11 protein-coding genes are annotated in these 13,224 nt (G+C 37.0%); 5 read left to right on the top strand and 6 right to left on the bottom strand.

All coding sequences use genetic code 11. From position 1 onward, the window contains the following. The first annotated feature begins 146 nt into the window (after positions 1–146). The gene (locus tag J2R98_RS05890) at positions 147–770 is read left to right on the top strand and encodes a metal-dependent hydrolase (RefSeq protein WP_307067063.1); all 624 of its coding nucleotides are present in this window, start codon (positions 147–149) and stop codon (positions 768–770) included. A gap of 200 nt (positions 771–970) precedes the next feature. On the opposite strand, the gene J2R98_RS05885 is transcribed toward J2R98_RS05890, so the two are convergent. The 3 genes from J2R98_RS05885 to J2R98_RS05875 form a co-directional block, all read right to left on the bottom strand. Further along, positions 971–1,267 (bottom strand): TIGR04104 family putative zinc finger protein, encoded by a 297-nt coding sequence (locus J2R98_RS05885; RefSeq protein WP_307067061.1) that lies wholly within the window; start codon positions 1,265–1,267, stop codon positions 971–973. Between the two features lie 155 nt (positions 1,268–1,422). After that, positions 1,423–2,172 carry a 2-keto-4-pentenoate hydratase gene (locus J2R98_RS05880; protein WP_307067059.1) on the bottom strand — a complete coding sequence of 250 codons (750 nt, stop codon included), beginning with the start codon at positions 2,170–2,172 and terminating at the stop codon, positions 1,423–1,425. Beyond that, positions 2,169–3,629 carry a carbon starvation CstA family protein gene (locus J2R98_RS05875; protein ID WP_307067057.1) on the bottom strand — a complete coding sequence of 487 codons (1,461 nt, stop codon included), beginning with the start codon at positions 3,627–3,629 and terminating at the stop codon, positions 2,169–2,171. Before J2R98_RS05875 ends, J2R98_RS05880 begins: the two co-directional genes overlap by 4 nt. A 197-nt stretch (positions 3,630–3,826) precedes the next feature. On the opposite strand from J2R98_RS05875, the gene J2R98_RS05870 reads away from it, so the two are divergent. The 4 genes from J2R98_RS05870 to J2R98_RS05855 all read left to right on the top strand — a co-directional run bounded on the left by J2R98_RS05870 (position 3,827) and on the right by J2R98_RS05855 (position 9,953). Continuing rightward, positions 3,827–4,924 (top strand): branched-chain amino acid aminotransferase, encoded by a 1,098-nt coding sequence (locus J2R98_RS05870; RefSeq protein WP_307067055.1) that lies wholly within the window; start codon positions 3,827–3,829, stop codon positions 4,922–4,924. 263 nt (positions 4,925–5,187) lie between these two features. Beyond that, complete coding sequence (locus tag J2R98_RS05865; RefSeq protein ID WP_307067053.1) at positions 5,188–8,343, top strand: DEAD/DEAH box helicase; 3,156 nt, start codon at positions 5,188–5,190, stop codon at positions 8,341–8,343. Between the two features lie 280 nt (positions 8,344–8,623). Beyond that, positions 8,624–9,283, top strand: a complete 660-nt coding sequence (locus tag J2R98_RS05860) for an HAD hydrolase-like protein (RefSeq protein WP_307067052.1) — start codon at positions 8,624–8,626, stop codon at positions 9,281–9,283. A 73-nt stretch (positions 9,284–9,356) separates the two neighbouring features. Continuing rightward, positions 9,357–9,953: a PH domain-containing protein gene (locus J2R98_RS05855; RefSeq protein WP_307067051.1), complete on the top strand. Its 597-nt coding sequence runs from the start codon at positions 9,357–9,359 to the stop codon at positions 9,951–9,953. A gap of 149 nt (positions 9,954–10,102) precedes the next feature. Here the strand turns inward: J2R98_RS05855 and J2R98_RS05850 are convergent, their stop codons facing one another. From J2R98_RS05850 to J2R98_RS05840, 3 genes are read right to left on the bottom strand one after another with little or no spacing between them, the layout of a single operon-like run. Next, a complete protein-coding gene (locus tag J2R98_RS05850) occupies positions 10,103–10,663 on the bottom strand; it encodes a TetR/AcrR family transcriptional regulator (protein WP_307067049.1) in 561 nt (186 codons plus the stop codon). Between the two features lie 30 nt (positions 10,664–10,693). After that, positions 10,694–12,115 carry an efflux RND transporter permease subunit gene (locus J2R98_RS05845; RefSeq protein ID WP_307067047.1) on the bottom strand — a complete coding sequence of 474 codons (1,422 nt, stop codon included), beginning with the start codon at positions 12,113–12,115 and terminating at the stop codon, positions 10,694–10,696. Then, positions 12,096–13,145, bottom strand: coding sequence for an MMPL family transporter (locus J2R98_RS05840; protein ID WP_307067045.1), 1,050 nt, complete (start codon positions 13,143–13,145; stop codon positions 12,096–12,098). Before J2R98_RS05840 ends, J2R98_RS05845 begins: the two co-directional genes overlap by 20 nt. Between the last annotated feature and the right edge of the window lie 79 nt (positions 13,146–13,224).

The raw sequence follows: 13,224 nt of genomic DNA, 5'->3' as shown, positions 1-13,224 counted from the left end.
AAATCCTCATTTTTCCGGCGAAACAACCGATTAATTCGGCGAACGCCGGATTCTGAAACTTCTTAAGAATAAAGGCCGATGTTTACAGTGCTAATTAATGGTAATATGAAAATCTATTAAACAACATGAGAGAGGATATCAACATCATGATGGCAAGTGGACATCAAGCTATGGGACTAACATGGGGAGTGGCAGCAATCACCTTTTCGCACCTTCTTCCAATTGAAATAAGCGGCATCAATGAAACGATTCTTTTTATCATCATCGTCATGATCGGCGCACTGCTTCCGGATATGGACTCGAAATCGTCAAAACTCGGTCGTTATGCATACCCAATCGCCATAAGTGTCACAGCACTAGCAGGAGCACTCTACATATGGCAACCAGATCAATTTTGGACATTCATTGATGAAGAGATGACATTCGTATTAGCGACTATCGTACTCGTCTTTTTCATATTAAGTAGCCACCGCACGTGGACACATTCATTACTGTTTATAGCTCTCATGACAGTTTATCTATCATTAGTGAGCACCTGGTTCGTCATCCCAGACTATTTACAATACGGCTTAGTACTCGGTGTAGCATCTCACATTTTCGGTGACTTTTTAACGAAGCGAGGCGTACCGTTACTACACCCAATCACGAAGCGCAATTTCCGATTTCCCCTTTCATTTAGGACAGGCTCATCGGCAGAGAGATTCGTTGTCGTTGCGCTGATTGTTGTTAATGTTTGGTTGATCAGTAGTGGGAATGGTTGGATCAGTTGATAGGGTGACAATGCAATTTGCAAGCAAAAACTGAGGGTAGCTTTCCCCTCAGTTTTAGCTGAAAACTATATACTTAATAGTCTCCCAAATATCTCGAGTCAATAAATACGTTAAGGTCACGATCATTGAGGTAGGTATAACTATTAATAAGATCTTTCCTATAGAAAAGCCCTCTAATAATTGGAACACAGTAGAACCTCCTAAAACAACGGCTCTTCCTCATTACTCAATTTCATATGTTTATAGTAAGTGTAGAAAAGGAAGGGGAAGAACACAAGGTATGAGCCGAATACATACCAAGGTGAAATGCCAAATGGGATGAGCAAATTAAGTAGCATGACGAAAAAGACTGCTAAACTAAAATTTTTCCTCGTTTGCTTTGATACATATTGTGCCGCTCCGCAATGTGGACATGTCATTCTTATACCTAAAACAGAGGAGCTTTTCATCGTCTCTTTCATCGTCCACGTTGTTGAGCAGTTTTGACAAGTTGGCATAACTTCAACTCCTTAACTAGATTGCTCACTCTTCGTGCTTTTCTGTTCTGTCTTCATCTCATCTAAGTATTGTGTAAAAGCCGACTCTCCAGAATAAGACGAGCATAAGTATTTATGTGCATTCGTCATGGCGATATAGTCCTAGAGGTAATCAATTAATATACTTCAAATTGAATCTCGCCTAAACCTACAAAATTAACCTGATAAGACCCTCTCTCTAAACGTTTAGGCATTATAAACGTTCCTGATGAAATAATCATTCCTTTTTGAATACATTGTTCTGTTTTACTTAGTTCTTGACATAACCATTTCACAGCATTTACAGGGTTTCCTAAAACCTCACTTGAATAGCCAGTTGCAATTGTTTCATGATTAAGTCTTACATCTGCTTTAATCGATTTAAGACTATTAATAGTTAACCCAGATACAGGTTCACCCACAACTACTTTACCAGCCACAGCTCGATCACAAATAATTTGGTGAAGGGTTAAATTAGGAAACCAGTCCTCAAAACGCGAATCAGGAATCTCAATACCTGGGGCAACTCGCGTTTTATTCAATATCGTTATTTCATCATCTTCTACTTTAATATCTTGATCAACTATAAACATTAACTCAACTTCAATTAAAGGTTCCGACAACTCATCCAACGGTAACCCCCCTGAAACAAGAGAATCTTTAGTAAGAGCACCATATAAAGGTTCCCGTGCACCGAAAAGTTTTTGTGTTTCTTGACTAGTTAAGCTGATTTTATATCCTATTAACGGGTTTCCGTTTTGGGATTCTTCCTCTACAAGATGCATTTGAAAAGAATATGCTTCTTCAATTGTTTGTTGTATACTCTCATTTTTATTAAGCTTTTTTTCATTAGGATTCGCACGTCTCAATTCATCTATCAACGTCAATTACTAACCTCCTTAACATTTGGTTGGGGAGCATTTGAATAATTTTGATGTTTTTCTTGGAGAATACGTTTTACAAACCACATGATTACAACTACCCAAATCAATCCTCCTAACACCATCGATAAAGAATAATCTAAGCCCAACCCTTCAGGCGCATAAAAGATATATGTAGCTGTAACAGCTGTCATAAATGTTGCAGGTACACTGCAGATCCAATGAAACTTCGCTTGTTTTAATAAATATACAGCAGCTGTCCAAAGCATAACCGTTGCAACAACTTGGTTTGTCCAACCTACATAACGCCATAAAAATGAATAATCGATTTGAGTTAATAAAAAGGTAGGGATTGCTACTGGCACAACTAATAGTAATTTGGCTTTGTTACCTGAAAAATTTAGTTTCGTTGTTTCGCTCAATAATTCAGATAACATCATACGTGATGAACGCAAAGCAGTATCCCCTGTTGTAATTGGTAAAATAATGACACCAAAAATCGCAAGAATACCACCTAACATACCAAGTGTAGATTGACTTATTTCATTAACCACTCCTGCAGCTCCGCCAGCAGCTATAGCTTCTTGCAAACCTCCTGCATTTCCGAAAAAGGTCATACCAGCAGCTGCCCAGATTAAAGTTATAACTCCTTCACCAATCATAGCACCGTAAAAAACTTTGCGCCCTTCAGTTTCCTTCTTAATTGTTCTAGCTATTATTGGACTTTGAGTACTATGAAACCCTGAAATAGCACCACATGAAATAGTTACCATTAATAAAGGCCATATCGGTAACCCTTCAGGATGCAAATTTTCAAAAGTTAAATTGGGAATAGATTGTTCGAAGGAAAAAAACATACCAAAACCAATTGCTACTGCCATAAACAGTAATACTGCCCCGAAAAACGGATATATCTTACCAATAATTTTATTAATTGGGAGTAATGCAGCAATAAATAAGTAAAAAAACACTAATACAATTGCAGCAGTAAACGTAAGTGGACTAATTTGAGCTATTAATTCTGCTGGTCCGGCTGTAAATGCTGCCGCGACAAGAATCATCAATGCAATAGAGATGATATTAATAGCCACTTGAGCATGTTTCCCTAAATATTTACCGACAATCGTTGGGTATTGTGCTCCCTTATGTCTAAGTGACATCATTCCTGCAAAATAATCATGTACAGCTCCTGCAAAAATTGCACCTACAACAATCCATATAAATGCAACCGGGCCGTATAATGCGCCTAATACTGCACCAAAAATAGGACCTAGTCCAGCGATATTCAAAAGCTGGATCAAGCTTCCCTTCCACCAACTCATTGGGCTGTAATCAAGACCGTCTTGCTTCGTATATGCTGGAGTTTTTCTTAAGTCGTCAGCGCCAAAAATTCGCTCAACCACCTTCCCATATGTCATATAGCCAAAGATTAAAATTAAGATGGATGCAATAAATGTTAGCATCACTGGACCTCCTTTCGAGCATTATTTTTGAAAATTTAAACTGTATTTTACTCCTCAATATTGAACAATTCAAGCTAATTTTATATAAAATTATAAAAATTCAAATAAAAACGCTTACATTAAAAAACCGGTTGAAATACTGTCTGTCCTGTATTAATATGGTTGTTAGAATTTTTAGAAAATAAGGAGATGACACCATGAAATCAAGTTTGTTAAAAGTGTATGAATCAACCCAAAAACGTGAACTACCTAAACATGAGCTTGAATTTGGACGTACCTTTACTGACCACATGTTTGTTATGGATTTTTCAGAATCAGAAGGTTGGCATGATGCTAAAATTGTTCCGTATGAGCCTCTCTCAATTGACCCTGCAGCGATGGTATTTCACTATGGCCAATCCGTTTTTGAAGGGCTTAAAGCATACCTTAGTCCTCAAGGCGAACCACTTCTATTTAGACCAGAAAAAAATATAGCACGTTTAAACAAATCTAATGAACGCTTATGTATTCCGGCAATTGATGAAGAATTTCTATTAGATGCTTTGAAAGAACTAATTCAAATTGACCAAAATTGGATTCCGTCAGCAAATGGAACCTCTCTATATATTCGTCCCTTTATAATTTCAACTGAACCCTTCTTAGGTGTAGCACTCTCTACACAATATAAGTTGATCATAATTTTATCGCCTGTAGGTGCCTACTACAAAGAAGGGATTAATCCAGTAAAAATCGCGGTCGAAAACGAATATGTTAGAGCAGTCCGTGGTGGTACAGGTGAAGCGAAAACAGGTGGAAACTATGCATCTAGTTTGAAAGCACAAGAACAAGCTGCTAATGGAGGTTACGCCCAAGTTCTTTGGTTAGATGGTGTTGAAAAGAAATATATCGAAGAAGTCGGAAGCATGAACGTCTTTTTCAAAATTAAGGACGAAGTCGTGACCCCTGAGTTAAACGGTAGTATTCTTAACGGTGTTACACGAGATTCAGTCATCCAATTATTAGAATATTGGGGTGTGAATGTAATAGAACGAAAGGTTACGATTGAGGAAATCTACGAAGAGTATAAAAAAGGAAATATAGATGAAGTATTTGGATCTGGTACAGCTACTGTCATTTCACCTGTTGGTCAATTAGACTGGAATAATTATCAAATGGTCTTTAATAATGGAGAAACAGGTAACTTAGTACAAAAAGTATATGAAACCTTAACAGGTATTCAGTATGGAAGGTTGGAAGACCCATTTAATTGGATTGAACAAGTAAATGTTAGGCGAAGAGTAAATAAAGTAGGTTAAGGACAGAGAGTGTAGTCTAAACTGTGTAAGTAGAAGAGCGCACGGCTTCTACTTGCCAGTTTAGATTTTTTTATTTACCAAGACTGATTAATGCGGACGACTCGGGACCCCATTTTCTCCTATCATCGTATACTAAGATTCGGCGCTAAGGTCAATGGTAAGTAGTTGCCGCTGTGTCTGATCCTATTAAAAATGGTAAAATTATCATGAGTGAAATGATATAATGGCTCTAAACTTAAGCGCGAAAAAAGGGTGGTGGGGAAGTGCTGCGTGAAGGTATATATGAAGAGGTCATCAATAAAAGGTTAAAAGGGGCATTATCAGAACTCGAACAACAAAAGTTTCAGATTGGCAAAGAGCCAATTGATCAAGAGGAGGCGAGTAAAAAGCTTTCGGCCTATATTTCTTACATAACAAGACGAGCTTTAAAAATAGTACGAGAAAATGAAAAGGCAAGTGACTCTTTAATTAAACAGATTCGTGTCTGCAATGAGATCATCGATTATTTAAGTCGAGAGCTAGAAGAAGACGAGTTAAAATCGTTACAAATTACAAATGAAGGTGAGATTTTAACATCTTTATATTCAAAGCTGAACTCAGTCAAAAGCCTAGACCATAAACAAAAAAATGTTCGACCAGTAACACCAATTTCAGAAAGCTCGCTTTTTACAGGTGCGAAGAGTGAGCCCAATATGATGAGTGAGTTAAAGAAGGAGATTTTAACGTCTGATCATATTCAAATGCTAGTATCTTTCATAAAATGGAGCGGTTTACGTGTCATTATAGATGAGTTGCGCCAATTTACCGAACGCGGTGGTAAGTTAGAGGTCATTACGACTTCGTATATGGAAGCAACAGATTATAAGGCAATTGATGAATTAAGTCAGCTTCCTAACACGGAAGTGAAGGTCTCTTATGATACGAAGCGAACACGATTACACGCCAAGGCGTATATTTTCAAACGTGAGACGAATTTTAGTACAGCTTACATTGGCTCATCCAATCTATCAAACCCTGCTTTAACTTCGGGACTCGAATGGAATGTAAAGATTACTGAAAAGGATTCATTTGATGTGATGAAAAAAGTCGACGCTACATTTGAATCGTATTGGAATGATGATGAATTCATACCATTTGACCACCGTAATGAAGAAGACCGTGACCATTTGAAAACGATGTTAAAAAAGTCAAAGTTTCAGAATGAGGAGGAAGTCACTTCAGCTTTATTTGACCTTAAGCCTTACCACTACCAAAAAGAAGTGCTTGAAAAACTTAAAGTAGAACGTGAAGTCCATGGACGGTACAAGAACTTAATCGTAGCAGCTACAGGTGTTGGAAAAACTGTTATATCAGCTTTCGACTATAAGCGTTTTAAACAAGAAAATGGAAGGCCTGCAAGACTGCTCTTTGTCGCTCACCGTGAAGAAATCCTTAAACAAAGCCGAGATACATTTAGGCATATCCTTAAAGACCATAATTTCGGTGAGTTGCTTGTTGGAAAAGAATCGCCTAATAGTTTAGATCACTTGTTTGTTAGTATACAAAGCTTGAACAGTAAAGATTTGGTCAATAAAATGAGCTCTGACTATTATGACTACATTATAGTTGATGAATTCCACCATGCCGCAGCTAGGTCGTATCAAGATCTACTTAGTCATTTTGAACCAAAAGTATTATTAGGATTAACAGCAACTCCGGAAAGAATGGACGGTCAAAGTGTGACAACTTACTTTGATGACCGTATTGCTGCTGAAATTAGGTTAACTGAAGCGGTCGATCGCAAACTATTAAGTCCATTTCAATATTTTTGTGTCACTGATACAGTTGACTTATCTAACGTCAAATTTACAAGAAAAGGGTATGACTTAAATGAGTTAGAAAACCTTTTTACACATAACAAAGTGCGTAGTCTACAAATATTAAAGAGCCTATATAAATACGTGACGGATGTTGAGGAGGTTAAAGGATTAGGGTTTTGTGTAGGTGTTGAACATGCCAAATATATGGCTAAAGTTTTTAATGAGAGTGGAATAGACTCAATTGCGTTACACGGTGGATCTGATGACGAAACGAGAGAAAGTGCTAAACGTAAGTTACTAAGCGGTGAGATTAAGTTTATTTTCGTTGCTGATTTGTATAATGAAGGTGTTGATTTGCCTGATGTCAATACAGTCCTTTTCTTAAGGCCAACAGAGAGTTTAACGGTCTTTTTGCAGCAATTGGGGCGCGGCTTACGACTTGCTGAAGGAAAAGAGTGTTTAACAGTCCTTGATTTTATAGGACAAGCTCATAATAACTATAGCTTTGAAGAGAAGTTTCGAGCTTTAGTTGGACGAACAAGACATGCTATTAGACATTACGTTGAGAATGGATTTTCTAACCTTCCAAAAGGTAGTTTTATAGAGTTAGAAAGTCAGGCTAAAGATTATATTTTGCAAAATATAAAACAAGCGACCAATAGTAAAACGCATATTATACAGAAGCTGAAAACATACTCTCAAGAGACGACCCAGCCGCTAACGTTAAACAACTTTCTTAACTTTTATCAAATGTCAGCATATGAATTCTACGGGCGAAATGGAGATCGGTCATTTGCAAGGCTATTGGTTGAAGCAGGTCTTAAAGAAAATTTCAGATATGAGTATGAAAAGAAAGTTACGAAAAGGTTGCCTTACTTATTGCATTTAAACTCAGAGAAGTTACTAAAATTTTATTTAAGGTTTATTGAGGACTTAGAGGTTAGAAATAAAGAAGAGGAAATAATGCAGAACATGTTGTATTATACCTTCTATTTAAACCAACCAGAAAAAGAAGGATTTCAATCGATCTCAGAGGGTATTCTTCAAGTGTTGCAGTCACCTGAAATGAAACAAGAGGTTAGAAGCATACTTGAACACAATTTGAATCATCTAGAAACGACAGATAAACAACATGACCTAACGTTTGATACACCACTTCGCGTCCATGCGAAATACTCTCGAGATCAAATAATGGCTGCATTAGAGTATTTTAATGAAACGCAACGACCAGAGTTTCGAGAAGGTGTAAAATACTTCGACGATAAAAGTTTGGATACTTTCTTTATTACTTTAAATAAAACAGAGAAAGACTTTTCACCTTCTACTTTATATGAGGACTATGCTATAAACGAAAAACTGTTCCACTGGCAAACGCAATCTCAAACATCGAAAGCATCAGAGACAGCACAACGCTATATTTACCATCGACAAAAGGAACATCAGATTGCTCTTTTTGTTAGGGAATATAAACAAGAGCACGGCTATGCAGCACCTTACACATTTTTAGGTACAGCAGATTATGTAAAGCACTCCGGTGAAAAGCCAATCGATTTCGTGTGGCAACTACGTGAAGAAATGCCAGCTTACTTAGTACCTAAGGCGAATAAAAATATATTGTAATGACTCAATGGTAGATGATCTCCACCTTATCAACACCACCAGGAATATACAATGTCATAGAGAACAAGATCAATAATGAAACGCCAATGAAAGTAGTTGATAGGAAGTAGGCAAAGGACTTCTTCGCTTTGTCTTGCAATCTTCTACCTTCAACAAAAGCGGTATAGGCCATGTATAAGTTGATTATGGCAATGGCTGAAAGTAACATATTAGCTCACCCCTATCAGTCTGTTTATATCACTCTATGTTAGCTGGTGAAGCAATAGAATAGGAGAATAACATGAACTCTAAAAACATGATTTTCGACATGGACGGAACATTATTTCAAACAGACAAAATACTAGAGCTCGCACTTGATGATACTTTTAATGACTTACGCTTGCGGGGGTTATGGGAAGGGGACACGCCAATAGAACAATACCGTTCGATTATGGGTGTGCCGCTACCTAAAGTGTGGGAGACGTTGCTTCCGAACCAACCAGAGAGTATAAGGCTAGAAGTTGATCAAATGTTTCTGGAGAAGCTTTTGGTCAATATTCGAGCTGGAAACGGGGCTTTATACCCTAATGTAATAGAGACGTTAAGTCGTTTAAAAGAACAGGGGTATTCCATATTTATCGCCAGTAATGGATTAGTAGATTACTTGAATACGATTGTGGAATTTTATGAGCTAGATCGATTTGTTACTGAAGTATTTAGCATTGAACAGATTAACTCTTTAGATAAAGCAGACTTGGTTCGTGAAATAGTATCGAAGTTTAACATTCAAAGTGGTGTAGTCGTTGGTGATCGCTTATCAGACATTAAGGCTGCCAAGGCTAATGGGTTATATTCTGTTGGCTGTCGGTTTGACTTTGCTCAAGAGGAAGAATTAGCTCAGGCAGATGTTGTAATAGACGACATAAAGAATGTGCTGAAAAAGCTCCCTGCAGACTATTAGACAAAAAGTGCCAACCAGGTATTTTTAGGGTAAAATAATAATAGATAAATAGTTGTATCGGGGAGTGGTTTACGTGAAGTTTTTGAAAAACATCGACTCTAATGACATTTTGCCTTACATTAGCACAACTGGGCTTATTTTAATTATTTGTTCTGTAATCCTTCCTGTTCCAGTCATTATGTTGGTTCAAGATTTATTGTTTTTCTCTTATGATCAAACGTCTTTCATTCGTCCAACAGAGGCTTATTTAGGTTTTGGGGGCGCGATGCTTTTAATTGCTCTTATTCTTTTCTCATTTCTATTTACAAAAATGTATTATGACAAAAAAGATAAAGAGTACAATTTGACGGCTGTGCATTTAGTTTTGTTTGTGCTCAGCATCGTTCTTTTAATTCTACCAATCTATCATTATCACTATTTCGATGACCAAGGGGTTCATAGTAATACGTATTGGACGTTTTCTGAGGAAAGTATTGCTTGGGATGACATAACGGAAGTTTCTCGTGAAGTTAATGAGGAAGATTACGCTGTGTTGTCTTATACATTTTCAAACGATGAGCAATCGATAACGATTCCTTTTGATTACTCGGACAACGACACGAATCGGACGATCAACTATGCGGTTGATGCTTTCAATTGGGACGTTGAAGATGAATTTGTAGAAGGTTAATCGGTGTTTTGGTGAACCAGTGTTTCGAGGAAGGTTCTCCTAAAATTGATGACGAATGCTATTTATTATGAGTAAAGACCATTAAACTGACCATATGATCAATGGTCAGTTTTTAATGCACTTAATTATACTGATTAATAAGGTGTTCTTTATTCATTGATTAAAAAGGTAGAAACATATTTATTTAACAAAGCTTCTTTTTCTTCTTCAGGAAGTTCATTATATGGTTTGTCGGTAGGAAGTATGAGGTGGCTCAAGAAGATACCACTCAGTTGTCGTGCCCAATGGTTTGAATCGATAGTGATATCGTTTTGTTGTGCGTGTTGTTCAATACCATGAGTCAATGATGTAAAGATCATGTCAGGTAAATTAATTTCTGGTGGGAGGTTTCCCATTAAATTCTCGGCAATAAGCATCTTTACAAGGCTGCGATTTCTAGATAAGACATCTAAACGATTATCAATAATAGAACGGAGGAACTCCTCGGTGTCGTTCGTTTTAGCCTGTTCTAATATATGAGATTGAAAGTTCTTTTCTAATACTGATTTGATGACTGTTATAAACAACCTTTGTTTATTTCCGAACTTCCTGAATAGCGTTACTTCAGCAACCTTTGCTTCGTTTGCAACTTCTTGTGTTGTCGCTTGGAAACCTTTTCGTATAAAAGCTTGTAACGCAGACTGGATAATTTGCTCAGTTTTGTCTTTCATGGTATCTCCTTCTCCGAACTCAGCTATCATTTAAGTGCTTGAAATTTTTCCTACAATTCGGGGCCCGATAATCATTAGTAATGCAGGTAGGACTAGAATGGTGCTTATTAAAGCTAAGCCGATATTAACTAAAGTCATCATACCAAAATCACTTAAAATTGCAAAGTCTGAGAGTAGAAGAGCACTGAACCCACCGATGGTTGTTAAAGCTGATGCAAATATAGCTTTTCCGATTCTTTGATTAGCGATCAGAATTGATGATTCGTTAGATTCTCCTCTCTGACGTTCTTCGTAATAACGTTCCATCAGCAATATGGTGAATTCTGTCCCAATACCTATAATTAAAGCTCCTAATGTAGCGGTTAATGGAGTATATTCAATGCCGAGTCCATGCACTATAAGACCTGACCAGCCAACAATTAAAAGTATAGGTAATAAGGGGACTATTGCTTTCTCAGGTCGACGATAGATAGCTAGAAGGCCGAGGAACACCAGTCCCATACCAAGTAGTGTCATTTGATAACGTCCAGTAGTAAGTGTTGTCACCATCTCTAAGTCAACTATTGATTGTCCTGTTAATGTTGTTTCAAGTGAGCCAATCCGATTCTTTTCAATGAATGAAGTAAGTTCTTCAACAAAATCATCGAGTTCTTCTGTAGGCATTTTCTTAATGCTAATGTGAATTACACCTTTTGTATTAGTAGTATTAATAAAGCGTTTACGCTGATCTTCGGGTAGCCTTTCTATCAAATCAACTTTATTCGCAGTATCTGACTCACCTAGGATTTGTTTTTGTTCCACTGCTTCCAATAATTTAGGTAAAGATTGAACTTTCACAACTTCATCTTGGAACTCAGTAGCAATACCTTCGCTAATCTCTTCAACCCAAGAAAACGTAGAATCACTAAGTATGTCTTCTCCTTCATAAATGAGGGAAACTTGACTTGTAGACCCTAGTACTTCGCGTACATAGTTGATATCACTAAGTGCCTCAGATTCTTGAGGCATGAATGTTTCAACATCTGTCTCTGCAGGAGCTTCTAAATCCAACACTATACCGAGTGTAGCAAGGCCAATGGCTACAATTAAAATCACCCACCTAAACATCATAACCTTTTTCGTCCACCAATTTAAAAAACGGTCAAAAATCGATATAGAGGTAGTGGGTTTTTGCTTAAAACTATCCATATTCCCTTTAAAGAAGCCATCACGTATATATAGTAAAGGGATTAAAATGAATATCCCAACGGTAAAACTAATTATCATTCCTATCGATAGCATTTTCCCAAAATCTTTAATCATAGGTACGGGTGATGTATAAAGAGCGATGAATCCTAAAGCTGTTGTAACGAGAGCTGTTAGTACTGCTGGAGCCATTTTTTGAATAGTTATTTTTAAACTATTTCTTGCTTGAACCCGTGTTTTTGATACTTTACTCATGTGACTCCACATCCCTTCTTAATTCTTCTGTATAACGATTTTGAAATTGGATGGCATAATCAATACCTAACCCAATAAGGATAGGAAATACTGCCATGGAAACCATTGTAATTGGAACCCCGAGCCAACCCATTAGCCCAACGGTGCCAAGCAAGGCAATGAATATCGTTGCTAGTGGAAGCAATCGCCAAGATACAGGAAAAACTATAAATAAAACGAGAACCATCAGGGCAGTAGATAAAGCAAGCATTTGTTGGATACTTTCTTGCATTGATTGGCGAATATCGTCATCGAGTACTGGCTTCCCTGAAATAGTGATATTTAGATTTGGGTAATTTCTCTCATTATAAGATTCAGATAATCCTTCTATAAAATCACTTTTGTCACTATCTGAAATACCACCACGAAAAGTTATTGTCATGGAAGTATAGCGGTCATCTTTGATCATATCGGCAAAACCGTGTCGAAGTTCTCCTTTTCCATTTTGCTCATACAAGAACTTATTGAGGGTTTCTTGTTCTTTAGGAACCCTATGATAATAAGCGTCTCCTTGGCTAGTGAATATACTAATTTGGTTACTCATTTCATTAAGAGATCTTGATGCTTGAATATTGTCGCTTTTAAGTTTACCTGATAAATCTAAAAGTTCTTCTTTCATTTCACCAAGGCCCAATTCTTTAGAACGTCGTTGTTGTTCTTGAATAGACTCAAGTAAAGTATAAGGGCTAATCACACTGTGAATGGTGTTCTCTTGCTCTTTAGAAAAGGTTGTCATCATTTCCATTATTTCAAATGTATCTACTGATAAAAGTGATTTTGAGTCTTCAGCTTTAAATAGAACAATTACAGATTCACCACCAAACTCTTCATTAAGCATTTCATTATTTTTATAAACAGCAGTGTGTGGTTCTACTAGTGTATCGTTTCCGGTTTTCATTTCAATAAATTGAACACCAGTTAATAGAAGCGCCATTATTAATAAAGTAATAAATACGCTTTTTACAGGCTTGCGGATTAACAAGCGTGCAATTAGGCTTTTCATTTTGTTTGACCTCCCTCAATAAATTGATTCTCAAAAAAATACAAATAGAATAGTTGCTATAAAGAATGTAAGTACTTAC

It is taken from the genome of Alkalibacillus filiformis, assembly GCF_030814115.1.
Lineage (GTDB): Bacteria > Bacillota > Bacilli > Bacillales > Alkalibacillaceae > Alkalibacillus > Alkalibacillus filiformis.
This window is presented reverse-complemented; position numbering and strand designations above follow the sequence as displayed.

Bases quoted from the DNA above. Each gene is read 5' to 3' on its own strand.
- J2R98_RS05890 (WP_307067063.1), top strand. From the start codon at position 147: ATGATGGCAAGTGGACATCAAGCTATGGGACTAACATGGGGAGTGGCA.
- J2R98_RS05885 (WP_307067061.1), bottom strand. From the start codon at position 1,267: ATGCCAACTTGTCAAAACTGCTCAACAACGTGGACGATGAAAGAGACG.
- J2R98_RS05875 (WP_307067057.1), bottom strand. From the start codon at position 3,629: ATGCTAACATTTATTGCATCCATCTTAATTTTAATCTTTGGCTATATG.
- J2R98_RS05870 (WP_307067055.1), top strand. From the start codon at position 3,827: ATGAAATCAAGTTTGTTAAAAGTGTATGAATCAACCCAAAAACGTGAA.
- J2R98_RS05860 (WP_307067052.1), top strand. From the start codon at position 8,624: ATGAACTCTAAAAACATGATTTTCGACATGGACGGAACATTATTTCAA.
- J2R98_RS05850 (WP_307067049.1), bottom strand. From the start codon at position 10,663: ATGAAAGACAAAACTGAGCAAATTATCCAGTCTGCGTTACAAGCTTTT.
- J2R98_RS05845 (WP_307067047.1), bottom strand. From the start codon at position 12,115: ATGTGGAGTCACATGAGTAAAGTATCAAAAACACGGGTTCAAGCAAGA.
- J2R98_RS05840 (WP_307067045.1), bottom strand. From the start codon at position 13,145: ATGAAAAGCCTAATTGCACGCTTGTTAATCCGCAAGCCTGTAAAAAGC.